A 22,177-nucleotide genomic window follows, 5' to 3' on the forward strand; every position below is an offset into this window, starting at 1 on the left:
CCGCCCGACGGGGTCCGGCGCCGGGCCGTCCCAAGGCGGGCCCCCTCTCCCTCGGGGGGCTGCCGCGCAGCGGCTGGGGGCTCACCATGCTGGGCGCGCGTAAGCGCGTAGGGGGGGCTCCCATCTCTAGTGCATATACCAGCCGTGGCTGACGACGAACGATTGCCCGGTGAAGGCGGCCGTGGGGAAGGTCGCCAGGAACAGGACGGTTTGCGCGACGTCCTGCAGGGTGGTGAACTCGCCGTCCACGGTGTTGCCCAGCATGACCTTCTTGACCACTTCCTCTTCCGGGATGCCGAGCTCGCGGGCTTGCTCGGGAATCTGCTTTTCCACCAGCGGCGTGCGCACGAAGCCGGGGCAGACCACGTGCGAGCGCACGTTGTGCTTGGCGCCTTCCTTGGCCAGCACGCGGGCGAGGCCGAGCAGGCCGTGCTTGGCGGTGACGTAGGCCGACTTCAGCGGCGAGGCTTCGTGCGAATGCACCGATCCCGTGTAGATGACGATGCCGCCGCGATCGTCGCGGTACATGTGCTTGAGGGCCGCCTTGGTGGTCAGGAAGGCGCCGTCGACGTGGATGGCCATGACCTTCTTCCAGTCGGCGTACGCGAACTGGTCGATGGGGTTGACGACCTGGATGCCGGCGTTGGACACGAGGATGTCCACGCTGCCGAAGGTGTCGACCACCTGTTGGGTGCCGCGTTCGACAGCCGCCTCGTCGGTCACGTCGAAGTCCACCGCCATCGCCTGGCAGCCCTTGAGCCTGAGTTCGTCGGCCACCGCCTGGGCGGCCGTCAGGTTGATGTCCGCGATGGCGACGGCGGCGCCCGCGGCGGCCAGCGTGTCGGCGATTTCCTTGCCGATGCCGCTGGCGGCGCCGGTGACGAGAGCGACTTTTCCTTGGAGCTGCATGTTGATCCCTTGGTATGCGCGTGGGTGGGAAGCGGTCAGGCCATCAGCGCCGAGGCCAGCAACTGGTAGCTGCGGACCCGGTATTCGTGGCTGTGGATCTGGGAGTTGATCATGACCTCGTCGGCCTGCGTGGCACGGGCCAGCGCGCCGATCGAGCCGGCCAGCGCCTCGGGCGTGCCGATGTGGATGCGGGTGCGGTTGTACTGGCGCAGCGCCTCTTCGTCGGGCTGATAGACGTAGGCCAGCGCTTCCTCGACGCTGGGCAGCGGGGTGCGGGTGCGGCCGCTGCGCGTGCGCATCATGCTGAGGTCGGCGGTGGAGGCCAGGCGCTCGGCTTCGTCGGCGGTGGGGGCGCAGACGGCCGACACCGCCAGGATGGCGCGCGGCTCGTGGCCGAACGGCGAGGCGCGGAATTCCTCGCGATAAAGCCGCATCGCCGCATGGGCGTTCTCGGGGACGATGTGGTGCGCGTAGGCGAAGCCGAAACCGTTGGCGGCGGCCACGCGCGCGCCGAACAGGCTCGAGCCCAGTATCCAGATGGGCGGGCACGGCACCCCCACCGGCGTGGCGCGCACCCGCGCATGGGGATGGTCGGACGGCATGACGTCCTTCAGGTAGCCGACCAGGTCGGCCAGCTGCTGCGGGAATTCATCGGCATCGGCGTGGCCCCGGCGCAGCGCGCTGGCGGTTACCGGATCGGTGCCCGGCGCGCGCCCCAGGCCCAGGTCGATCCGGCCCGGGAACATCGCCTCCAGCACGCGGAACGTCTCGGCCACCTTCAGCGGACTGTGATTGGGCAGCATGATGCCGCCCGATCCCACGCGCAGCCGGGTGGTGGCGCCGGCGATCCGGCAGATCAGCAGTTCCGGCGCGGAGCACGCCAGCATGCCCGTGTTGTGGTGTTCCGCCAGCCAGTAGCGGTGGTAGCCCGCGGCCTCGGCCTGGCGCGCGAGGTCCACGCTGTTGGACAGGGCGTCGGTGGGCGTGTAGCCGGCGGGAATGGGGCTCAGGTCGAGGACGGACAGCTTCAGGGACATGGGAAGGGAGGACGGCCGTTAACGCATCAAGTGTGAACCCGACGGCGTTTTGCTGCAACCCAGCATGGCCGGCGGGGCGAGGGCGGCGCGGCCGGCGACGGACTCAGGCCCGCCGCGCCAGCACCAGCGTGCGCCAGGTCGAGACCAGGCCCGCCGCCGCGATCAGCATCATGCCGGCCCAGCCCAGCATGTCGGGATGGTCGTCCCAGAACACGTAGCCGAGCAGGACCGAGAACGGGATGGTGCTGTACTGGAGCACCGACGACAGGGCGGCCGACCCGCGGCTGAAGGCGCGCGTCATCGCGAACTGGCCCAGCAGCCCGCTGATGCCGACGCCCAGCAGCGTGAACCAGCCATAGAGCGAGGGCGGCTGCCAGCCGGTGACGGAGGTGGCGATGCCGCCGGTCAGGCAGGACGACAACGCGAAGAACAGCACGATGCGCCATTCGGGTTCGCCGGACTGGCCCAGCGAGCGCACCTGCATCACGGCGATCGCCGTCAGGCTGCCGGCGGCCAGGCCCAGCAGCGCCGCCAGCCATTGCGAATGGTCCAGAGTGGGGCGCAGGATCGCGATCACGCCGATGAAGCCGATGACGACCGCCAGGGTGCGCAGCCGGTCGGTCAGGTCGTGCTGGCGCCAGATCATCCAGCCGGCGATGAACAGCGGCGAGGTGTAGTTCAAGGTGATCGCGGTGGCCAGCGGCAGCCGGCCCATGGCGAAGAACGACAGCCAGATCGACCCGACCCCGGCGACGTTGCGCATGATGTGCAGCCGCCAGGTCGGCGGGATCACGATGCGCCGGGTGGCCCAGGCCCAGGCCAGGATGCCCGCCGCCGTGGGCAGTCCCCGGAACAGGATGATCTGCCCCAGGCTGGCCTCTTCGGAGGCGAATTTCACGAACATGGCCATGATCGCGAACATCAGCGAAGCGAAGAGCATCCAGAGGGCTTGCATGGAGGGCGGGCGGCGATGAGGTGGCCTCGATTGTAGCTTCTGGGGTAAACCCCAGTATTCGCCTTGAAATCATCGTCCCGGCTACCATATAGCCCCAACCGGGAAACGGGTATCGCCCCTCTTGCCGTTCTGCGGCGGCCGGAGGGAACTTCCGATGCCTGTTGCCGTCACATTCGGCGCCGCGCGGGGCGGTTCCCGGTGGCCGAGGGGAAAAACCACCCCCGGACAAGACATCAAAAGGTTTTCGGAGCTTCCTGCCCTCATGAAACGCATCGTGTTATTTCTGGCGACCAACATCGCGGTCATGCTGGTCCTGACGGCGACGCTGAGCATCCTCGGCGTCAACCGTTTCCTGACCGCGAACGGCCTGGACATCCAGGCGCTGGCCATCTTCTCGCTCGTCGTCGGTTTCACCGGCTCCATCATCTCGCTCCTCATGAGCAAGCCGATGGCCAAGTGGAGCACCGGCGCCCGGGTCATCGATCCCAACGCGCCCAACGGCGCCGAGGAACAGTGGCTGGTGGACACCGTGCATCAACTGGCCGACCGCGCCGGCATCGGCCGCCCCGAGGTCGCCATCTACGAGGGCGAGCCCAATGCCTTTGCCACCGGCGCCTTCAAGAACGACGCGCTGGTCGCGGTATCCACCGGCCTCTTGCGGGGGATGACCGAGGAAGAAGTCAGCGCGGTGCTGGGGCACGAAGTGGCCCACATCGCCAACGGCGACATGGTGACGCTGACCCTGATCCAGGGCGTGGTCAACACCTTCGTGGTGTTCCTGGCGCGGGTCGTGGGCTACGTGGTCGACCAGATGGTGCTCAAGAACGAACGCAGCGGCGGCATCGGCTATTTCGCCACCGTCATCGTCTGTGAACTCGTGTTCGGCATCCTGGCCTCCATCATCGTCGCCTGGTTCTCGCGCCTGCGCGAATACCGTGCCGACGCCGGCTCGGCCTACCTGCTGGGCTCGCGCGAACCCATGATCCGCGCGCTGGCCCGCCTGGGCGGCATGGAGCCCGGCGACTTGCCCAAGAGCTTCGAGGCGTCCGGCATCGCCGGCGCCGCCAAGGGCTTCGGCGCCCTGTTCGCCTCCCACCCGCCCATCGAGCAGCGCATCCGCGCCCTGATGAACGCAAAAGGGTAGAGGTTAGCCCCCCCTACGCGCTGACGCGCGCCCCCCAGGGGGCGATGCGGGTGGACCGGCGGAGCCGGATCCACCGCATCCTGGGGTACCAAGCGGCTGGCGGGGTCTGGGGTTTTGGCTGGTTGCTGGTTGGAATGAGAAAACGGCTTCGCTTTTTTGGGCGAAGCCGTTTTTTGTTGCGTGCGCGTCAGCGCATGGGGACTTTACCGAGGGTTGTTCTTCACCCGCAGGTCGTTGCGGACGCTTTGGACGCCCTCGACGCCGCGGGCCACTTCCACGGCGCGGGAGGCTTCGGCCTGGGAGTTGACGAAGCCGGAGAGCTGGACGGTGCGGCGGAAGGTTTCGACGTTGACGTCGGCGGCGCTGACGTCCTTGGCCGAGACCAGGGCCGCCTTGACCTTGGCGGTAATGGCGGCGTCGCTGGCATATTCGCCCGCGGATTGATGGGTGCGGGTCGACGTGCAACCGCCCATGACCGTGGCGGTACCGATGATGCCGGCGACGAGCAGGGTACGAACGTTCATGATTTTTCTCCTTGGACGTGAATCATTTTCGGAACAGGCCGCTCAGCAGCGACAGGACCGCAAGCACGATGAAAATGAAGAACAATATCTTCGCGATCGACGCGGCACCGGCGGCAATGCCGCCGAAACCCAGAACCGCCGCGATGATGGCGATGACGAAAAATACGACTGCATAATGCAGCATGCTTTTCTCCCGTCTTTTTTTGCCTATGGCGAAAATCCGGCCGTATATGCATCCAAGCCTGAATTTCGATTTGAAAGTTACGCGCCGCCTCTATGGTTGACAAGGCGGCAGTGTGTGTATTTGTAATGGTGCGCATGCCGCCGGGGCACCGTGTATTTATTACAGATCAGTGGGCATTGCCTTCAAAATCGTCATGACCGGCCTGGGCCCGCCGCGATTGAAAAAAAGAAAAGCGCCCGTGAAGGGCGCTTTGATGGGCAGTCAGACAAAAGTTACGTCTTTACATATCTTCCGGCTCGTCCATGGCCTTCCGATACCATTCATGGAAGTGCTGCATGCCGTCTTCCATGGGGGATTGGTAGGGGCCGGCTTCGTTGGCACCGCGTTCCATTAATGCCTTGCGGCCGGCATCCATGCGTTCGGCAATCTCGTCGTCCTCGACCGCGGTTTCCATATAGGCCGCCTGCTGGGCCTCGACAAAATCGCGTTCGAAATGGACGATTTCCTCGGGATAATAAAACTCGACGATATTGACCGTTTCCTGCGGGCTCTTGGGATAGAGCGTCGACAATACCAGCGTGTGCGGATACAGCTCGATCATGTGGGTCGGGAAATGCGTGACCCAGATCGCCCCGAATTCGGGCGCGCTGCCGTTGCGGTAGGCCAAGAGGGCGTCGTGCCAGCGCTGGTAGACGCCCGAGCCGGGATGCGCCAGCGCATTGTGCACGCCCACCCGCTGCAGGCTGTAGTAGTCGCCGAATTCCCAGCTCAGGTCGTCGCATGTGACGAAGCGGCCCAGGCCGGGGTGGAACGGGCCGACGTGGTAGTCCTCGAGATAGACTTCGATGAACGTCTTCCAGTTGTAGTTGCACTGGTGCACCTGCACCCGGTCCAGGACGTAGTCGCTGAAGTCGAATTCGGGCCTGCCGTCCAGCGCGGCAAGCTCGGCGGCGATCTGGCGGCCGCCGGCGCGGGGCGACTCGAACAGCGAGCCGTTCCATTCCTGCAGCGGGAAACGCTGCAGGTCCAGGCCCGGCGTTTCGCTGAACAGCGGGGCGCCGATCAGCTTGCCGCGGGCATCGTAGGTCCAGCGGTGCAGCGGGCAGACGATGTTGCCCGGGCGCCCCAGGTTGCCGCTGCAATGCGCGGCCTGCCGTTCGCCGCCGGCCGGGTGCTTGCCCAGCATCAGCGCCTGCCGGTGACGGCATACGTTGGACAGCAGTTCGACGCCGGTCTGGTTGCGCACCAGCACCCGGCCGTCGTTTTCCTGTATCAGGGTACGGTAGTCCCCGACTTCGGGGACGCCTTTCTGGTGCCCCACATAAATCGGGGCCTGGCCAAAGATGTTCTGCATTTCGCGCGCGAAGCGCGCTTCATCGAAATAGGCACTGACTGGGAGCTGCGCTCGGCTCGCCGCCACGTGTGCCACGCGACCGATATCGGTCATGACTTCCCTCCGCGAGAGTTGTGAAGCCAGTCCCCCTCGCTGCGAAACCACCCCTTACGCGACCTGGAGCGGTGTTTGGACTTCGCAGATGGTGCTGGCGCGAAGAAAATGATCTGCCCGATCAAGCCCGCTATTGTACCCCGGACGGCCGTAGAAGTCCCCGCCGCCGCGCCGGCCCGACCCGGCCGGTGGCGGGGGCGGTATCCCGTCATCCCGTACAATTCCGGGTTCGATGCCGTGACGAGATCCAGGAGGCTTGATTGGCCGACAAATTCGTGAATGTCCACCCTGCGCAGGGCGACGCCCCCGAGCAGGCCCTGCCTCAGGACTTCGAGGCCGCGCTGGGCGAGCTCGAGGCGCTGGTGGCGATGATGGAGGATGGTTCCATGCCGCTGGAGTCCTCGCTGGCCGCCTATCGCCGCGGCGTCGACCTCGTGCGGGTCTGCCAGGACAGGCTGGCGCGCGCCGAGCAGCAGGTCAAGGTCCTCGAGGGAGAATTGCTGCGCCCGTTCGAAGAGGCCGGGGACTGACTTGATGGCTGGCAGTCGCGAAGATTTTTCCGTCTGGATGGCGGCGTGCGGGGTGCGCGCCGAACAGGCGCTTGCGCGTTTGTTGCCTGCCCAGGATACCGATCCGCGCGCGTTGCACGACGCCATGCGCTATGCGGTGCTGGGCGGCGGCAAGCGCGTACGCCCCATGTTGACCTATGCCGCGGGCGAGGCCTGCGCGGCATCCGGCGCCGGGAGCGACGCGGCGCTGGACGCCGCCGCCGCCGCGGTCGAGCTGATCCATGCCTATTCGCTGGTGCATGACGACATGCCGTGCATGGACGACGATGTCCTGCGCCGCGGCCGCCCGACCGTGCACGTGGAATTCGGCCAGGCCACGGCGCTGCTGGTGGGGGACGCCCTGCAGGCCCTGGCCTTCGAGGCCCTGGCGGGCATGCCGATTGCCCCCGGCCTGACCGTGCAGGCGGTGCAGGTGCTCGCGGCGGCGGCCGGCAGCCTGGGAATGGCTGGCGGCCAGGCCATCGACCTGGCCAGCGTCGGCAAGCCTCTCGACCGGAACGAACTGGAGGCCATGCATCGGCTCAAGACCGGTGCGCTGCTGCGTGCCAGCGCCGCGCTGGGCGGCATCGTGGCGGGGGCGAGTTCGGTCCAGCGCGCGGCGCTCGACGGCTACGCGCAAGCCGTGGGACTGGCGTTCCAGGTGGTCGACGACATCCTCGACGTCACCGCCGACTCGGCCAGCCTGGGCAAGACCGCCGGCAAGGACGCGGCCGCCGACAAGCCCACCTATGTATCCATACTGGGCCTGGACGAGGCCCGGACCCTGGCGGAGCAACTGCGCCAAGCCGCGCACGAGGCCATCGCTCCGCTGGGCGCGGGCGGTGCGCGCCTGGCCGCGCTGGCCGATTTCATCGTGCTGCGCGATCGCTGAACGGAGACTCCGAAACATGCCCACCGATATGCTCGACCGCATCGAATCTCCGGCCGACCTGAAAAAACTGGACCGCTGCCAACTCTCGGCGCTGGCCGACGAGTTGCGTGCCTTCGTGCTGGAGTCGGTATCCCGCACCGGCGGCCACCTGTCTTCCAACCTGGGCACGGTCGAACTGACCCTGGCGCTGCACTACGTCTTCGATACGCCCGACGATCGCATCGTCTGGGACGTGGGGCACCAGACCTATCCGCACAAGATCCTGACGGGTCGGCGCGCCGGCATGGCGACCCTGCGGCAGCAGGGCGGCATCTCCGGCTTTCCCCGGCGCAGCGAGTCCGAGTACGACGCCTTCGGCACCGCCCATTCTTCCACCTCCATCTCGGCCGCGCTGGGCATGGCCGTGGCGGCGCGCAACGCCGGCATCGAGCGCAAGCACATCGCCGTGATCGGCGACGGCGCGATGTCGGCCGGCATGGCCTTCGAGGCCTTGAACAACGGCGGCGTCCTGCCCGACGTCGACCTGCTGGTGATCCTGAACGACAACGACATGTCGATCTCGCCGCCGGTCGGCGCGCTGAACCGCTATCTCGCGCGCCTGATGTCGGGCAGGTTCTACGCCGCCGCGCGCAACGTGGGCAAGGCCGTGCTGTCGCACGTGCCGCCCGTGTTCGAACTGGCCCGGCGCATCGAGGAGCACGCCAAGGGCATGGTCACGCCCGCCACGATGTTCGAGGAACTGGGCTTCAACTATGTCGGCCCCATCGACGGACACGATCTGGATTCGCTGATTCCCACGCTGCAGAACATGCGCAAGCTCTCCGGGCCGCGCTTCCTGCACGTCGTCACTCGCAAGGGGCAGGGGTACAAGCTGGCCGAGGCCGATCCCGTCCTGTACCACGGACCGGGCAAGTTCGACCCCGCCGTGGGCATCAGCAAGCCGTCCACGCCGCCCAGGAAGACGTTCACCCAGGTGTTCGGCGACTGGCTGTGCGACATGGCGGCCGAGGACACGCGCCTGATCGGCATCACGCCGGCCATGCGCGAGGGCAGCGGTCTCGTCGAGTTCGAGCGGCGCTTTCCGGAGCGCTATTTCGACGTCGGCATCGCCGAACAGCATGCCGTGACCTTCGCCGGCGGCCTGGCCTGCGAGGGGCTCAAGCCGGTGGTGGCCATCTACTCCACCTTCCTGCAGCGAGGCTATGACCAGTTGATCCACGACGTCGCGCTCCAGGACCTGGACGTGACCTTCGCGCTCGATCGAGCCGGCCTCGTGGGCGCGGATGGCGCGACGCACGCCGGCAACTACGACATCGCCTTCGTGCGCTGCATTCCCAACATGGTGGTGGCAACCCCTTCGGACGAGGCCGAATGCAGGCTGTTGCTATCGACCTGTTATCGGCATCCGGGGCCCGCCACGGTCCGATATCCGCGCGGCGCGGGGGCCGGCGCGACGCCGGCGGCCAGCCTGGACACCGTGCCCCTGGGCAAGGGCGTCGTGCGGCGCCAGAGCGGCCGCGCGCAGCCCGGCGACAAGGCCGGCATTGCGATACTCGCGTTCGGCACGCTGGCCATCCCCGCGTTGCGGGCGGGGCAGGCGCTGGATGCGACGGTGGTGGACATGCGCTTCGTCAAGCCCATCGACCGCGAACTCATACTCGACCTGGCGTCGCGGCATGCCGCGCTGGTCACGGTGGAAGAGGGCAGCATCATGGGAGGCGCGGGCAGCGCCGTTTGCGAGGTGCTGAACGAGGCCGGCACGACCGTGCCCGTGATGCAGCTCGGCCTGCCCGATCGTTTCATCGACCATGGCGAGCAGGGCGCGCTGCTGGCGGGGCTGGGGCTCGACGCGGCGGGCATCGAGCGTTCGGTGCGCGAGCGTTTTCCCGATCAGGTGAGTTGATCCCCCGAACGCGGGAAGCGCGCGCTTCCCGCGTCGGGCGCGGCCCGCATGACCGAGGGTTAGCCCCGTATGTGTGTCGCCCTCCGACAGGCGCAGAATTACTTTTGCTGAAGCGCTTTGCGAAGCGTTGCAATCGCGTCCAGTAAAAGTGATGTAAAAGCGGTAGATATAACGCGCTGTCGTGGGGAGTATGCGTCAATGCCCGCACCTCTGAGATCCCCCAATCCGTCGGCGTCCTTGACGACGCTGCGCGAGATCCTCGGCTACAACGTACGAGCGTTCCGGGTCGCGCAGAAGATGTCGCAGGAGCAGCTCGGGTTTGCCGCCCATCTCGACCGGACCTTTGTCAGTCAGGTCGAGCGGGCGCGCGTCAACATCTCGGTCGACAACATCGAGAAACTGGCCAAGGCGCTCGAACTCGACCCCGCCATGCTGTTCAAACGCCCCGTGCTCTGAGTCCCGGCGGGGCATTCATGATCGTTCCGCGAGCCGGACCGTTCAGTCCCTGAAGTTCTCGAAGCCCAGAGGCAGGTCGGTCACGTCCTTCTTCAGCAGCGCGATGGCGCTTTGCAGGTCGTCGCGCTTGGCGCCCTGCACGCGCACGGTGTCGCCCTGGATGCTGGACTGGACCTTCATCTTGCTGTTCTTGATCAGGGCCACGATCTTCTTGGCCGCGTCCTGGGGCACGCCGTTGCGCACGGTCAGGACCTGCTTGACCTTGTCGCCGCCTATCTTCTCGACCTTGCCCTGGTCGAGGAAACGCACGTCCACGCTGCGCTTGGTCATCTTGTTCAACAGCACGTCCCGCACCTGGTTCAGCTGGAAATCGCTGTCGGCATAGGCCGTGAGTTCCTTGTCGGTCTGTTCGACGCGGGCATCCGAGCCCTTGAAGTCGAAGCGGGTGGAGATTTCCTTGTTGGCCTGTTCGACGGCATTGCGCAGTTCGACCAGGTTGGGCTTGCAGACGACATCGAATGTAGGCATGAGTGAGCTCCTTGCGTGCGGCTTGCGGCCTGTCTTGGAATAGGGGAATTGTAGTCAAGTAAGATGGCGGGGCCGCGGGAAATCCCTCCCGCCGCATTCGTTCGTCCTGCCTGGTGTCCAGATTGGCTGTCGCTCCCGATTCCAGCGCTCGCGCGGGCCTCGTGCCCGGTGCCTGCGATCTTTCGTCTCTCAACACCCTGGGGCTGGCCAGTTCGGCGCCGGCCTGCGTCACGCTGCGCAGCCGCGACGAGCTGCCGGCGCTGGCCTGCCTGGCGCGTTCCGACGGTGCGGGGCTCCTGGTGCTGGGCGGCGGCAGCAACCTGGTTCTGCCGCCCCGGGTGCGCGGCCTGGTGGCGCGGATGGCGCTGCGCGGTATCCGGCTGTTGGCCCAGGACGACGAGTCCCGCGTGGTCGAAGCCGCGGCGGGCGAAATCTGGCACGACTTCGTTACCTATTGTGTCGAACAGGGCTGGGGCGGGCTGGAAAACCTCGCGCTCATTCCCGGCACGGTCGGCGCGGCGCCGGTGCAGAACATAGGTGCCTATGGTGTCGAACTGCGCGACCGCTTCGCGGGCCTGACGGCTTACGACCTGCTGCGCGACGCCTGGACGGAGATGGACGCGGCGCAATGCGCCTTCGCCTATCGGGACAGCGTCTTCAAGCGCGAACCCGGACGTTGGGTCATCACCGCCGTGCGGTTGCGACTGCCCCGGCAATGGACGCCCGTGCTGGACTATCCCGATCTGCGGCGGCACGAGAGCCTGGCGGGTTCGCCTACGGCACGCGACGTATTCGAGGCGGTCTGCGCGATCCGGCGCGCGAAGCTGCCGGACCCGGCCGTGCTGGGCAATGCTGGCAGTTTTTTCAAGAATCCAGTGGTGCCGGCCGCGCAATACGAGCGGCTGCATGCCCGTTTTCCCGGCCTGGTGGCGTATCCGCAAGAGGACGGCGGCTACAAGCTGGCCGCGGGGTGGCTGATCGACCAATGCGGCTGGAAGGGGCGTCGCATGGGGCCGGTGGGGGTGCACGAGCGCCAGGCGCTGGTGCTGGTCAATCATGGGGGCGCGCAATCGGGCGACGTGCTTGCGCTGGCGCGGGTCGTGCAGCACGACGTGCGCGAACGCTACGGCCTGGAACTGGAGATCGAGCCGGTCGTGGTGCCGGGTATCGACCCCTAGGCCGCTTCCTGCAGTGCCGCGTGCTGCCGCACGAAGCGCAGCAGCAGCTCGCGGGCCTCGGGGGCGGGGCGCAGCCGGGCGTTCAGCGCCTGGACGTCGAAGCCTTCCTCGCCCAGCCTGGGGCCGAAGTGCGCGAGGTAGGTCCCCATGATGCGGGGGCAGAACTCGGGATGGTACTGGCTGGAAATCACGCGATCGCCGTATTGCACGATCTGGTGCGCGTCGTGTTCCGAGCGTGCCAGCACGGTGGCGCCGGCCGGCAGCTCCATCACGCTTTGCTGGTGGATCAGGTGCGCGGGAAAGCGCGAGGGCAGTCCCGCGAGCAGGGGAACGTCGCTGGCGGCAGGCAGCAGTTCGACCGTCTGCGTGCCCACCTCGCGGCCGCGGGGATGAAAGTCGACCCTGCCGCCCAGCGCATGGGCCAGCAACTGGTGTCCGTAGCAGATGCCCAGGATGGGCAGGCCCTGGTCCGCCGCGCGCCGTATCCAGGCGGCCGTGCGTTCGCTCCAGTCGGCCAGGTCGGTGACCATGGCGGGCGAGCCGGTGATGATGGCGGCGCGGTAGCTGGAGGGCGGCCGCAGCTCGGCCCCCTGGTGCACGGCCACGACTTCCACGTCGCCGGCGCGCAGCCCGGCCGCTTCGCGGATCATGCAACTGAAGGTGCCGTGCCGGTTGGACACCGGTTCGGGCGGGAGCCCGGTCTGGATGATGACTAGAGGCGGATGGGCGTTCTCGTTCATGGCGCTCGAAAAACAAATCGGCGGCCCGAGGGCCGCCGACGGCGGGTCAACGCCAGCCCGTCTCCGGGCTGGTGGTAGGCACAGGTTCGGACGGTTGGCTCATCCGCGCTTGCGACGGGCGTTTTCCGCGATGCGCATGCGCAGGGCGTTCAGCTTGATGAAGCCGCCGGCATCGGCCTGGTCATAGGCGCCGCCGTCGTCGTCGAAGGTCGCGATGGTCTGGTCGAACAGCGTGTTCTTCGAATCGCGGGCGACGGTGTAGACGTTGCCCTTGTACAGCTTCAGGCGCACCCATCCGTTCACGGCCTGCTGGGTGTGGTCGATCAGCACCTGCAGCGCCTTGCGCTCGGGGCTCCACCAGTAGCCGTTGTAGATCAGGCTGGCGTAGCGCGGCATCAGGTCGTCCTTGAGGTGGGCGACTTCGCGGTCCAGCGTGATGGATTCCATCGCGCGGTGGGCGCGCAGCATGATCGTGCCCCCCGGGGTCTCGTAGCAGCCGCGCGACTTCATGCCGACGTAGCGGTTTTCCACCAGGTCCAGGCGTCCGATGCCGTGCTTGCCGCCCAGCTTGTTCAGCTCCGTCAGCACTTCGGCGGGCGTCATGCGCTTGCCGTTCAGGGCGACGATGTCGCCGTGCTCGAACTCGACGTCGAGGTATTCGGGGGCGTCGGGCGCGGCTTCAGGCGCCACGGTCCAGCGCCACATGGATTCCTCGGCCTCGGCCTTCGGGTCTTCCAGGTGACGGCCTTCGTAGCTGATGTGCAGCAGGTTCGCGTCCATCGAGTAGGGCGCGCCGCCCTGCTTGTGCTTCATTTCGATGGGGATGCCGGCTTTTTCGGCGTAGGCCAGCAGCTTCTCGCGCGAGAGCAGGTCCCACTCGCGCCACGGGGCGACGACCTTGATGCCCGGCTCCAGCGCGTAGTAGCCCAGTTCGAAGCGGACCTGGTCGTTGCCCTTGCCGGTGGCGCCGTGGGAGACGGCGTCGGCCTTGACCGCGCGCGCGATCTCGATCTGGCGCTTGGCGATCAGCGGGCGGGCGATGGAGGTGCCCAGCAGGTACTCGCCTTCGTAGATGGTGTTGGCGCGGAACATCGGGAAGACGAAGTCGCGGACGAATTCCTCGCGCAGGTCGTCGATGTAGATGTGTTCCGGCTTGATGCCGAACTTCAGGGCCTTGGCGCGTGCCGGCTCGAGCTCTTCACCTTGGCCGATGTCGGCGGTGAAGGTGACGATTTCGCACTGATACGTGTCCTGGAGCCATTTCAGGATCACGGATGTGTCAAGACCGCCCGAGTAGGCAAGTACGACCTTCTTTACTTCGCTCATTGATGTTCCCAGGGCATGGACGGCCCGCGCTTGGGCGGTGCAGCTTTCTGGCCGGTCAGGTCACCGGGATATGGGGGCGCACCCAAGGGGCGCTCCGTGCCATATGCGCGGGATCGTGCAATCGCCCCCCGGCCTCACAAGGGCGATCCGGGATTGTACCACCCCCTACCCGCTTCGCGGGCCCCCTCCAGGGGGCGGCGCTGGCGGACCGGCAAAGCCGGATCCGCGGCGCCCTGGGTCTAGGACCTGTTTCTTGGTACGCCACACCGTTGCTGCCGTTGGCAGCCAGCGAAGCTGGGTGCGCAATTCAAAGAGCCGGTACTAGACCCAGGATGCGGCGGATCCGGCTTTGCCGGTCCGCCCGCATCGCCCCTGGGGGCGCGCGTAAGCGCGTAGGGGGGGTCATAGTTTGCCCAGAAGCAGAAATTCCATCAGGGCTTTCTGGACGTGCATGCGGTTTTCGGCTTCGTCCCACACCACGCTCTGGGGGCCGTCGATGACTTCGGCGGTGACTTCCTCGCCGCGGTGGGCAGGCAGGCAGTGCATGAAGACCGCGCCGGGGTCGGCCACGGCCATCATGTCGCTGTCGACGCACCAGTCGGCGAAGGCGGCGCGGCGCTCCTCGTTCTCGGCTTCGAAGCCCATGCTGGTCCAGACGTCGGTGGTGACCAGGTGCGCGCCCTTGCAGGCTTCCATGGGGTCGGCGAACTGCTTGAGCCGCTCGGCGTCGACGACGCCCGCGCGTTCGGGCTCGAGCTCGTATCCGGGCGGGGTCGAGACGTGGAGGTTGAAATCCAGCAGCTCGGCGGCCTGCAGCCAGGTGTTGCACATGTTGTTGGAGTCGCCCACCCAGGCCACGGTCTTGCCCTGGATCGAGCCGCAATGCTCGATGTAGGTGAAGATGTCGGCCAGGATCTGGCAGGGGTGGAACTCGTTGGTCAGGCCGTTGATGACCGGCACGCGCGAGTAGGCGGCGAAACGCTCGATCTTGGTCTGCTCGAAGGTGCGGATCATGACCAGGTCGACCATGCGGGAGATGACCTGGGCGGAGTCCTCGACCGGCTCGGAGCGGCCGAGCTGGGAGTCGCCCGTGGTCAGGTGGATGACCGAGCCGCCCATTTGGTACATGCCGGCTTCGAACGACACGCGGGTGCGGGTGCTGGCTTTCTCGAACACCATGGCGAGGGTGCGGTCGCTCAGGGTGAAGTGCGGTTCGTAGTTCTTGAACTTGCGCTTGATCAGCGCGGCGCGGCTGAACAGATATTCGATTTCCTCGCGCGTGAAGTCGTTGAACTGGAGGAAATGGCGCAGCGGAGGAGAGGTCTTGGGGTTTTGCTGGAGATTTGCGTTCATACGACGCCTCTGACAGGGAGTTGCCGAATCGGCGGGCGGTGCCGTGGCGCCGCGGGCCATCGACTCATCGGCTCGTTTCGCGGAAAGGGTCAATGATACCCGAGGCATTGTTACAGGCGGCGGGGGCGGTGTCGGCCGCGCCAGGATTGTGCGCGTCGCGCCGGCGACCTGGTCCGCGTGGCGCCGGAAGCGGTCGTGCCGCGCTGCCCGCCGTTGAGCATGCGGGTGGAGGGCGAGGGGGACGATACGCTACAATGGCGAGCTTCCCTGGCGGGGCGTGCACCCGCCCGCTGCGAGCCTGGCGGGACCCTATCGGGCCTTGCCGGGTCCGCGTCGAGCCCCGCCGTCGCGCGGGGCGGCCCGGTCGGCGCATGCAACGCCGGTGTGCAACAGACCGGGCTCAGGATCCATCGGGTTCACGAGACCCCTCACCGCGGACTCCTTCCGCAGACAACGACGATGGCTGAAAGCGTCAGGCAGTTCATTATCCAGGGTATCACTTCCAACGGCAGCAAGTTCCGCCCCAGCGATTGGGCCGAACGCCTGGCCGGCGTGATGTCGCCTTTTCGGCCCAAGGGGAGCGTGGCGAGTCCTTTCACCTATTCGCCCTATGTCGTGCCCACCTTCATCGACGGCGTGAAGTGCGTGGTGGTCGACGAACGGCTGCGGGCGCTCGAGCCCCTGGCCTGGCAGTTCGTGAACGATTTCGCGCGCGACAACGATTTGCGCACGGTCGAGGCCTGCCTGATTCCCGACGCCCAGGGCAAGCCCCGGCAGCCCTGAGGGGCGGCGGGGCATCTCCCTGCGCGAGCGGGGTATCTGCTTGCATATGTATGGACGAACGAACGCCAGCCTGGCAGGAGGATATCCTGCCAGGCTGGCGTCTTGCGCGCGCGGCGCCGGGCCGCGCAGCCGAGTCAGATCAGGCCAGGGCCTTGACGGCGGCGGCCAGGCGGCTCTTGTGGCGAGCGGCCTTGTTCTTGTGAATGATCTTCTTGTCCGCGACGCGGTCGATGACGCTGGTGGCTTTCTGCAGCACTTCCGTGGCGGCGGCCTTGTCGCCGGCTTCCACGGCCTGGCGCACGCGCTTGATGGACGTGCGCAGCATCGAACGCAGGCTGGAGTTGTGCTTGTTGCGGACCACTGCTTGGCGGGCGCGCTTGCGTGCTTGGGCGGTATTAGCCATGAAAATTCCGTATCTGGTAGGGCGAAGTCACGACTTGCTATATGTGCTATACGCGGCGGCAGGAGCTTCGCAAAGCCAAAGACTATAGCCCCAAATGGCCGTAAAATCAAATGCTTCGTGGCGAAGTCCCCGCAAAACCACGAGCAAGGCAACCATACTCGCGCGGCGCGCCGCGTACAAGACAAGGTCATCCATGAATTTGCTGCGCGCCGCGGCCACGATCAGTAGTTATACCCTGTTGTCCCGCATCACCGGCCTCGTGCGCGACGTGCTGATCGCCCGGGCGTTCGGCGCGGGCAGCCTGACCGACGCGTTCTGGGTCGCCTTCCGCATTCCCAACCTGCTGCGGCGGCTGTTCGCCGAGGGAGCGTTCTCGCAGGCTTTCGTGCCGATCCTGGGCGAGGTCCGGAACCGCCATGCGCCCGAGGACACCCGCCGCCTCCTGGATCACGTGGCATCGCTGCTGACCTTCGCGCTGATGGCGGTGACGGCCGTGGGCGTGGTCGCCGCGCCCTGGGTGGTCAGCGCAATGGGCAGCGGGCTGCGGGGCGCGGAGCGCGCGGCCGACTTCCAGGCGGCGGTCTGGATGACCCGCGTCATGTTCCCCTACATATTGTGCATGTCGCTGGTGGCCTTTGCCTCGGGCGTGCTCAATACCTGGCGGCATTTCGGCGTGCCGGCGTTCACCCCGGTGCTGCTGAACCTGTCGATGATCGCCGCCAGCCTCTGGCTCGCGCCGCATCTGGACGTCCCCCTCTATGCCCTGGCGCTGGGGGTGATGGCCGGCGGCGTGGCGCAGCTGGCGATGCAGTTCGCCGCCCTGGCGCGGCTGGGCCTGTGTCCCCGCATCGGCACGGGGCTGCGCGCGGCCTGGGCGGATCCTTATGTGCGGCGCATCCTGAGGCAGATGCTGCCGGCCATCGTGGGTGTCTCGGTGGCCCAGGTGTCGCTGCTGATCAACACCAACATCGCCACCTGGCTGGCCCCGGGCAGCGTCACCTGGCTGTCCTTCGCCGACCGGCTGATGGAGTTCCCCACCGCGCTGCTGGGCATCGCGCTCAGCACCGTGCTGCTGCCCAACCTGTCGCAGGCGCACGCCGCCGGCCACGCCGAGGAATACAGCGCGTTGCTGGACTGGGGGTTGCGCCTGACGCTGCTGCTGGGCCTGCCCGCCTGCCTGGGCATGGCGCTGATGTCCAAGGCCCTGGTCAGCACGCTGTTCCACTACGGCGCCTTCACCGCCGCCGACGTCGCCCAGACCCGCATGGCGGTGGTCGCCTACGCGGTGGGCCTGATCGGACTCCTGTCCGTGAAAATCCTGGCGCCCGGTTTCTACGCCAGGCAAGATATCCGTACGCCGGTCAAGATCGCGCTGGTGGTGCTGGTGGCCACGCAGTGCCTGAACCTGGTGTTCGTGCCGTGGCTGCATCACGCCGGGCTCGCGCTGTCCATCGGGCTGGGCGCCTGCATCAATGCGCTCGCTCTTCTTGCGGGCCTGCGCCGGCGCGGCGTCTATCGGCCGGCGGCCGGGTGGGGCGGTTTCCTGGCGCGGGTGGCGGTGGCGCTGGCGGCCATGGGCGCCGCATTGTGGCTGGCCGAACAGCGTGTGGACTGGCTGGGCCTGCAGGCTCACGCCTGGCTGCGTGTGGCCCTGCTGCTGGGCGCGGTGGCCGGCGCCGCCGTGATCTATTTCGGCGCGCTGTTCGCGCTGGGTTTCCGGCTGCGCGATTTCCGGCGCCGCGCGGCTCCGCCCAGGGAATAGGAAGCGCCGGCAACCGGGAGCACCGAAGCGATGCCTGACGCGCCGATCAACCGCACGAGCGAATTCCTTCCGCATACCGCGTTCTGGATCCGCGATCAGGCCACCGCGGTCGGGCAGCCGCCGCTGCACAAGCACGAGTACTTCCAGGTCTACGTGAACCTGGCGGGCCGCACCGAGCACGTGCTGGGCGCGACAGTGCGGCCCATCCTGCCGGGCACGCTCAGCTTCATCATGCCGCTGCGCGTGCATTGCATCCGGCATGTCGAGCCGGCCGAATTCTTCGTCATCAACTTCCGCCGCGATTTCCTGCGGCCGGAGTCGCGCATCGACCTGCTGGAGCTGGAGGATGTCTCCGTCGACGAGATGCCCGAACTCGCGCCCTTCCTGTATCAGGAACACCTGGATTTCGAACTCGGCGCCGACGAACTGGCCGAGGTGCGCCGCTTGTGCCTGCGCATGCAGGCCGAGCACGACCGGGGTGGCTTCTATGCCATCGAATTCATCCGCGCCGACCTGTTCCGCCTGATCGGCCTGGTGTGCCGCCGGTACCAGGACGATCTCCAGGCACTGGCCCGAACCTCGATGCTCCAGGGCAGCCGCCGCGCATCGCTGGCCCGCGTGAGCCGCTTCATGCGCGAGCACCTGTCCGAGCCCATCACGCTGGCGGACGCGGCGGCCGCCGCCTACCTGTCGACCCACTATCTTGCGCATCTGCTCAAGCGGGAGACCGGCCGCACCTTCACCGAGATCCTGGCCGACCAGCGCATGGACCTCGCGTGCCGGATGTTGACGGGATCGTCGCGGCCGATCGCCGAGATCGCGGCCAGCGTGGGCTTTCCCGACGAGGCCTACTTCGCCCGGCGTTTCCGGCAGCTGCGCGGCGTGACGCCCAGCGCCTATCGCGGCCAGGCCGCGGGCCGCGATAGCCCGGCCGAACGGGGCGAGGCCTGGCAGGCGCCGTCCTGATTTTGTCCAAATAGTCGCCAATCCCGTCCATGGCCGGCGGCGGCCGCGCTTCCTATACTTTTTCGCATGCGCGGGGCGTGCGGGGCATGCCGTCCGCGCCACCGGAAAAGGGAGGGCGCCATGTATCGACCGTTACGCCGGCTGGGACTTGCCGCATGCCTGTGGGCAAGCGCGATGGGAGCGGCCGCCGCGGCCGAGGCGGACTACCCGTCCCGTGCGGTCCGCATGGTGGTGCCCTATGTCGTGGGCGGCAGCACCGACCTGCTGGGCCGCCAACTGGCGCAGCGGCTGGGCGCCGCGCTGGGCCAGCAGGTCTTCGTCGAGAACCAGGGCGGCGCCGGCAGCACGATAGGCACGGCCACGGTGGCGCGGGCGCAGCCCGACGGCTACACCATAGGACTGCTGGATACGGCCTTCGCCATCAATCCCAGCCTGTACGCCAACCTGCCCTACGACAGCCTGAAGGATTTCGATTTCCTGTCGGTGGTCGCCACCGCGACCGGCGTGCTGGTGGTCAACAGCAAGCGCATCAAGGCGCGGACGGTGCGGGAACTGGTGGCCGAGGCCAAGGCCAGGCCCGACCAGCTCAGCTTCGCGTCCGCCGGCGCGGGCACCGTCGTCCACCTCCATGGCGAGACCTTCAAGACCGCCGCCGGGATCAAGCTGCTGCACGTCCCCTACAAGGGTGCGGGGCCGGCGATCGCGGACCTCCTGGGAGGGCAGGTGGACATGATGTTCAACCTGCCGGCGCTGGTCGTGCAGCAGGTCAAGAGCGGCGTGCTGGCTCCGATCGCGGTGACCGGCGACAAGCGTTCGCCGCTGTTCCCCGACACCGCGTCCTTCGCCGAGGCGGGCTATCCGGGCGTCGATGCCGTGTCGCTGTGGGTGGTGGCCGCGCCCAAGGGCCTGCCCGCCGCCGTCCACGACAAGCTGGTGGCCGCCATCGAACAGGCCATGGCGGGGCCGGACATGCAGGCCAAGCTGGCCGAGAGTTCGTTCGAGCGCACCGTCGTGCCGTATCCGCGCAGCGTGGATTTCGTGCGCGAGCAGATGGCCAAGTTCGCCGCCGCGGTGAAGGCTTCCGGCGCGACGGTGAACTGATGCGCATCGTCGACGTCATCGAGAAGACGGTCGCGCTGGAGTCGCGCCTGTCCAACGCCCGCTCCGATTTCAGCCAGATGACCGCCACCGTGGTGGCGGTGGTCTCGGACGTGATCCGCGACGGGCGGCCGCTGGTGGGATTCGCGTTCAACTCCTTCGGCCGCTATGCCTGCGGCGAGCAGATCCGCGACCGGATCGCGCCGCGCATCCTGGGGGCCGATCCCGACAGCCTGCTGGATGCGACGGGACGCAACTTCGATCCGGCGGCGATCCTGGCCTGCGGGCAGCGGCGGGAGCGGCGCGGCGGCTACGCGGAACGCGCCATTCCCATGGGCACGGTGGACGTGGCCGTATGGGACCTGGTGGCCAAGGTCGAGGACAAGCCGCTGCACGCCGTGCTGGCCGAGCGCCACGGCGGCGGGCGGGCACGGACGCATGCCCCGGTGTATGTCGGTGGCGGCTGGTATTTCCCGGGCCAGACCGCGCGCGACCTGAAGGACGAGATGATCCGTTACCGCGACGCCGGCTACCGGATGGTGAAGATGAAGATAGGCGGTTTGTCCGTGGACGAGGACTGCCGGCGCATCGAGGCGGTGCTGAGCGAGATGGGCGACGGCCGGGCCCTGGCCGTGGACGCGAGCTGCGCGTTCGGCCGCGACACCGCGCTGGACTATGCCCGGGCCATCGCGCCCTACGGCCTGCGCTGGTTTGAAGAGCCCTGCGATTTCCTGGAGTACGACATCTATGCCGAACTGGCCCGCGCCTACGAGGGGCCCCTGGCCACCGGCGAGAACATGGCCTGCGGCAAGGAACTGGATCATTTCCTGTCCTACGCGGGCTTTCGTCCGGATCGCGACATCATCCAGCTCGATCCTCCGCTGTCCTTCGGCATCACCGAATACCTGAACGTGCTGGAGGTGGCCGGCAGGCACGGCTTCGCCCGTTCCGCGATGTATCCGCACGGCGGCAACCTGATGTGCCTGCACCTGGTCGGCGGCCTGGGGCTGGGAGGATGCGAGTCCTACCCGGACACGTTCGGGATCTTCAGCGGCTTCGGCGAGGAAGTCGCCATCGCAGACGGGCAGGCCATCCTGCCGCAGTCGCCGGGCATCGGCTTCGAGCGCCAGCCCGGCCTGTACGCCGTGATGAAGGACATGGCGGGACGTTGACACAAGAAAGGAGCAAGGATGAAGATCGGACGCATGGCCACCGTGGCCGGAGCGCACGTGTGCGCGATCGAGGGAGATCGCGTCGTCGACCTGGCGCTGGCCGCCTGCGCGGCGGACCGAGAATGGATGGCGCCGTTGTTTCGCGACCTGCGGCTGTTCCTGGCAGCGGGCGACATGGCCCGCGAGGCGGCCGCCGGCCTGGCCGCGTCCGGGCCGGCCGTCCCGCTGGAGTCGGTGCGCCTCCTGGCGCCCATCGAGGCGGGATCGAAGATCCTCGCGCACGTCGTCAACTACTTCGACCATGGCGCCGAGGGCAAGCTGACGCCGCCCGAGCAGCCTTTCTTCTTCACCAAGCTGCCCGGCACGGTGGTGGCTCCCGGCGACCCCATCGGCGGCCACGACTTCTCGAGCAAGATGGACTACGAGGCGGAACTGGCGGTCGTGATCGGCAGGGAAGGGCGCGACATCGCCGAAGAGGACGCCTACGACCACGTGGCGGGCTACACCGTCTGCAATGACGTGAGCTACCGCGAGCTGCAGGCCAACGAGGCGGCGCCGACGCTGACCGGCCGCTACGGACAGAACTGGCTGCAGGGCAAGAGCCTGGACCGCTCCTGCCCGCTGGGGCCGGCCATCGCGCTGGCGCGGGACATTCCCCGGCCGTATCCGCTGCGCATCATGTGCCGGGTCAACGGCGAGACCCGCCAGGATGCGTCCACCGAGCAGATGATCTTCAAGATCCCGGCGCTGGTCGCGCACATTTCGCGTGCGATGACCCTGCGGCCGGGCGACGTCATCGCCACCGGCACGCCCGCGGGCTGTGGCGTGGCCGACGGCCGCTACCTGCGGCCGGGCGATGTCGTCGAATG

The 22,177-nt window shown here is 67.4% G+C and carries 23 protein-coding genes; 12 read left to right on the plus strand and 11 right to left on the minus strand.

The genetic code is table 11. The annotated features are described in order from the left end of the window. Nucleotides 1–126: 126 nt before the first annotated feature. From N5K27_RS26975 to N5K27_RS26985, 3 genes are all read right to left on the minus strand, one after another. Complete coding sequence (locus N5K27_RS26975; RefSeq protein WP_087839666.1) at nucleotides 127–909, minus strand: 3-hydroxybutyrate dehydrogenase; 783 nt, start codon at nucleotides 907–909, stop codon at nucleotides 127–129. A gap of 35 nt (nucleotides 910–944) precedes the next feature. After that, on the minus strand, nucleotides 945–1,946 hold the full coding sequence (locus N5K27_RS26980) for an LLM class flavin-dependent oxidoreductase (protein ID WP_087839665.1): 1,002 nt from the start codon (nucleotides 1,944–1,946) through the stop codon (nucleotides 945–947). Nucleotides 1,947–2,049: 103 nt separating this feature from the next. Further along, nucleotides 2,050–2,901: a DMT family transporter gene (locus N5K27_RS26985; RefSeq protein WP_279820587.1), complete on the minus strand. Its 852-nt coding sequence runs from the start codon at nucleotides 2,899–2,901 to the stop codon at nucleotides 2,050–2,052. 262 nt (nucleotides 2,902–3,163) lie between these two features. On the opposite strand from N5K27_RS26985, the gene htpX reads away from it, so the two are divergent. Continuing rightward, nucleotides 3,164–4,045 carry a protease HtpX gene (gene htpX, locus N5K27_RS26990; RefSeq protein WP_087839663.1) on the plus strand — a complete coding sequence of 294 codons (882 nt, stop codon included), beginning with the start codon at nucleotides 3,164–3,166 and terminating at the stop codon, nucleotides 4,043–4,045. A gap of 203 nt (nucleotides 4,046–4,248) precedes the next feature. On the opposite strand, the gene N5K27_RS26995 is transcribed toward htpX, so the two are convergent. The 3 genes from N5K27_RS26995 to N5K27_RS27005 all read right to left on the minus strand — a co-directional run bounded on the left by N5K27_RS26995 (nucleotide 4,249) and on the right by N5K27_RS27005 (nucleotide 6,200). Further along, nucleotides 4,249–4,518, minus strand: coding sequence for a BON domain-containing protein (locus tag N5K27_RS26995; RefSeq protein WP_243724461.1), 270 nt, complete (start codon nucleotides 4,516–4,518; stop codon nucleotides 4,249–4,251). A 73-nt stretch (nucleotides 4,519–4,591) separates the two neighbouring features. After that, entirely contained in the window at nucleotides 4,592–4,753 is a 162-nt protein-coding gene (locus tag N5K27_RS27000) for a DUF1328 domain-containing protein (protein ID WP_087780828.1), read from the minus strand. Between the two features lie 280 nt (nucleotides 4,754–5,033). After that, nucleotides 5,034–6,200: an aromatic ring-hydroxylating dioxygenase subunit alpha gene (locus N5K27_RS27005; RefSeq protein ID WP_087839661.1), complete on the minus strand. Its 1,167-nt coding sequence runs from the start codon at nucleotides 6,198–6,200 to the stop codon at nucleotides 5,034–5,036. 275 nt (nucleotides 6,201–6,475) lie between these two features. Here N5K27_RS27005 and N5K27_RS27010 point away from each other — a divergent pair, with 275 nt between their 5' ends. From N5K27_RS27010 to N5K27_RS27025, 4 genes are all read left to right on the plus strand, one after another. Next, the gene (locus tag N5K27_RS27010) at nucleotides 6,476–6,730 is read left to right on the plus strand and encodes an exodeoxyribonuclease VII small subunit (protein ID WP_087839744.1); all 255 of its coding nucleotides are present in this window, start codon (nucleotides 6,476–6,478) and stop codon (nucleotides 6,728–6,730) included. 4 nt (nucleotides 6,731–6,734) lie between these two features. After that, the gene (locus N5K27_RS27015; protein ID WP_087839743.1) at nucleotides 6,735–7,640 is read left to right on the plus strand and encodes a polyprenyl synthetase family protein; all 906 of its coding nucleotides are present in this window, start codon (nucleotides 6,735–6,737) and stop codon (nucleotides 7,638–7,640) included. A gap of 16 nt (nucleotides 7,641–7,656) precedes the next feature. Further along, nucleotides 7,657–9,543 carry a 1-deoxy-D-xylulose-5-phosphate synthase gene (dxs, locus tag N5K27_RS27020; RefSeq protein WP_087839660.1) on the plus strand — a complete coding sequence of 629 codons (1,887 nt, stop codon included), beginning with the start codon at nucleotides 7,657–7,659 and terminating at the stop codon, nucleotides 9,541–9,543. Between the two features lie 198 nt (nucleotides 9,544–9,741). Continuing rightward, nucleotides 9,742–9,999: a helix-turn-helix transcriptional regulator gene (locus N5K27_RS27025; protein WP_087780824.1), complete on the plus strand. Its 258-nt coding sequence runs from the start codon at nucleotides 9,742–9,744 to the stop codon at nucleotides 9,997–9,999. Nucleotides 10,000–10,041: 42 nt separating this feature from the next. Here N5K27_RS27025 and N5K27_RS27030 read toward each other — a convergent pair whose 3' ends face one another. Next, complete coding sequence (locus tag N5K27_RS27030) at nucleotides 10,042–10,527, minus strand: YajQ family cyclic di-GMP-binding protein (RefSeq protein WP_087839659.1); 486 nt, start codon at nucleotides 10,525–10,527, stop codon at nucleotides 10,042–10,044. Nucleotides 10,528–10,688: 161 nt separating this feature from the next. On the opposite strand from N5K27_RS27030, the gene murB reads away from it, so the two are divergent. After that, nucleotides 10,689–11,705, plus strand: coding sequence for a UDP-N-acetylmuramate dehydrogenase (gene murB / locus N5K27_RS27035; RefSeq protein WP_279820608.1), 1,017 nt, complete (start codon nucleotides 10,689–10,691; stop codon nucleotides 11,703–11,705). Here murB and N5K27_RS27040 read toward each other — a convergent pair. From N5K27_RS27040 to argF, 3 genes are all read right to left on the minus strand, one after another. After that, a complete protein-coding gene (locus N5K27_RS27040; protein WP_279820594.1) occupies nucleotides 11,702–12,445 on the minus strand; it encodes a glutamine amidotransferase in 744 nt (247 codons plus the stop codon). The genes murB and N5K27_RS27040 overlap by 4 nt on opposite strands. Nucleotides 12,446–12,544: 99 nt before the next feature. After that, on the minus strand, nucleotides 12,545–13,771 hold the full coding sequence (locus N5K27_RS27045) for an argininosuccinate synthase (protein WP_087839657.1): 1,227 nt from the start codon (nucleotides 13,769–13,771) through the stop codon (nucleotides 12,545–12,547). Between the two features lie 402 nt (nucleotides 13,772–14,173). Continuing rightward, nucleotides 14,174–15,124 (minus strand): ornithine carbamoyltransferase, encoded by a 951-nt coding sequence (argF, locus tag N5K27_RS27050; RefSeq protein WP_087839656.1) that lies wholly within the window; start codon nucleotides 15,122–15,124, stop codon nucleotides 14,174–14,176. 459 nt (nucleotides 15,125–15,583) lie between these two features. Between argF and N5K27_RS27055 the strand changes: the two genes are divergently transcribed. Next, nucleotides 15,584–15,907 (plus strand): DUF3579 domain-containing protein, encoded by a 324-nt coding sequence (locus N5K27_RS27055; protein WP_087839655.1) that lies wholly within the window; start codon nucleotides 15,584–15,586, stop codon nucleotides 15,905–15,907. 139 nt (nucleotides 15,908–16,046) lie between these two features. On the opposite strand, the gene rpsT is transcribed toward N5K27_RS27055, so the two are convergent. Further along, a complete protein-coding gene (gene rpsT, locus N5K27_RS27060) occupies nucleotides 16,047–16,310 on the minus strand; it encodes a 30S ribosomal protein S20 (protein WP_087780818.1) in 264 nt (87 codons plus the stop codon). 193 nt (nucleotides 16,311–16,503) lie between these two features. Here rpsT and murJ point away from each other — a divergent pair, with 193 nt between their 5' ends. The 5 genes from murJ to N5K27_RS27085 all read left to right on the plus strand — a co-directional run. After that, complete coding sequence (gene murJ, locus N5K27_RS27065; protein ID WP_279820598.1) at nucleotides 16,504–18,072, plus strand: murein biosynthesis integral membrane protein MurJ; 1,569 nt, start codon at nucleotides 16,504–16,506, stop codon at nucleotides 18,070–18,072. Between the two features lie 30 nt (nucleotides 18,073–18,102). Further along, complete coding sequence (locus tag N5K27_RS27070; protein WP_279820600.1) at nucleotides 18,103–19,038, plus strand: AraC family transcriptional regulator; 936 nt, start codon at nucleotides 18,103–18,105, stop codon at nucleotides 19,036–19,038. A 120-nt stretch (nucleotides 19,039–19,158) separates the two neighbouring features. Then, nucleotides 19,159–20,139 (plus strand): tripartite tricarboxylate transporter substrate binding protein, encoded by a 981-nt coding sequence (locus N5K27_RS27075; RefSeq protein ID WP_165963079.1) that lies wholly within the window; start codon nucleotides 19,159–19,161, stop codon nucleotides 20,137–20,139. Next, on the plus strand, nucleotides 20,139–21,308 hold the full coding sequence (locus N5K27_RS27080; RefSeq protein ID WP_279820603.1) for an enolase C-terminal domain-like protein: 1,170 nt from the start codon (nucleotides 20,139–20,141) through the stop codon (nucleotides 21,306–21,308). Before N5K27_RS27075 ends, N5K27_RS27080 begins: the two co-directional genes overlap by 1 nt. A gap of 18 nt (nucleotides 21,309–21,326) precedes the next feature. Beyond that, on the plus strand, nucleotides 21,327–22,177 hold an 851-nt coding region (locus tag N5K27_RS27085; RefSeq protein ID WP_279820605.1), incomplete at its 3' end, for a fumarylacetoacetate hydrolase family protein.

It is taken from the genome of Pigmentiphaga sp. GD03639 (assembly GCF_029845405.1).
Lineage (GTDB): Bacteria > Pseudomonadota > Gammaproteobacteria > Burkholderiales > Burkholderiaceae_B > Pigmentiphaga > Pigmentiphaga daeguensis.

Coding starts and splice junctions, on each gene's coding strand:
- N5K27_RS26975 (WP_087839666.1), bottom strand. CDS start 909: ATGCAGCTCCAAGGAAAAGTCGCTCTCGTCACCGGCGCCGCCAGCGGC.
- N5K27_RS26980 (WP_087839665.1), bottom strand. CDS start 1,946: ATGTCCCTGAAGCTGTCCGTCCTCGACCTGAGCCCCATTCCCGCCGGC.
- N5K27_RS26985 (WP_279820587.1), bottom strand. CDS start 2,901: ATGCAAGCCCTCTGGATGCTCTTCGCTTCGCTGATGTTCGCGATCATG.
- htpX (WP_087839663.1), top strand. CDS start 3,164: ATGAAACGCATCGTGTTATTTCTGGCGACCAACATCGCGGTCATGCTG.
- N5K27_RS26995 (WP_243724461.1), bottom strand. CDS start 4,518: ATGGGCGGTTGCACGTCGACCCGCACCCATCAATCCGCGGGCGAATAT.
- N5K27_RS27000 (WP_087780828.1), bottom strand. CDS start 4,753: ATGCTGCATTATGCAGTCGTATTTTTCGTCATCGCCATCATCGCGGCG.
- N5K27_RS27005 (WP_087839661.1), bottom strand. CDS start 6,200: ATGACCGATATCGGTCGCGTGGCACACGTGGCGGCGAGCCGAGCGCAG.
- N5K27_RS27015 (WP_087839743.1), top strand. CDS start 6,735: ATGGCTGGCAGTCGCGAAGATTTTTCCGTCTGGATGGCGGCGTGCGGG.
- dxs (WP_087839660.1), top strand. CDS start 7,657: ATGCCCACCGATATGCTCGACCGCATCGAATCTCCGGCCGACCTGAAA.
- N5K27_RS27025 (WP_087780824.1), top strand. CDS start 9,742: ATGCCCGCACCTCTGAGATCCCCCAATCCGTCGGCGTCCTTGACGACG.
- N5K27_RS27030 (WP_087839659.1), bottom strand. CDS start 10,527: ATGCCTACATTCGATGTCGTCTGCAAGCCCAACCTGGTCGAACTGCGC.
- N5K27_RS27040 (WP_279820594.1), bottom strand. CDS start 12,445: ATGAACGAGAACGCCCATCCGCCTCTAGTCATCATCCAGACCGGGCTC.
- N5K27_RS27045 (WP_087839657.1), bottom strand. CDS start 13,771: ATGAGCGAAGTAAAGAAGGTCGTACTTGCCTACTCGGGCGGTCTTGAC.
- argF (WP_087839656.1), bottom strand. CDS start 15,124: ATGAACGCAAATCTCCAGCAAAACCCCAAGACCTCTCCTCCGCTGCGC.
- N5K27_RS27055 (WP_087839655.1), top strand. CDS start 15,584: ATGGCTGAAAGCGTCAGGCAGTTCATTATCCAGGGTATCACTTCCAAC.
- rpsT (WP_087780818.1), bottom strand. CDS start 16,310: ATGGCTAATACCGCCCAAGCACGCAAGCGCGCCCGCCAAGCAGTGGTC.
- murJ (WP_279820598.1), top strand. CDS start 16,504: ATGAATTTGCTGCGCGCCGCGGCCACGATCAGTAGTTATACCCTGTTG.
- N5K27_RS27070 (WP_279820600.1), top strand. CDS start 18,103: ATGCCTGACGCGCCGATCAACCGCACGAGCGAATTCCTTCCGCATACC.
- N5K27_RS27075 (WP_165963079.1), top strand. CDS start 19,159: ATGTATCGACCGTTACGCCGGCTGGGACTTGCCGCATGCCTGTGGGCA.
- N5K27_RS27080 (WP_279820603.1), top strand. CDS start 20,139: ATGCGCATCGTCGACGTCATCGAGAAGACGGTCGCGCTGGAGTCGCGC.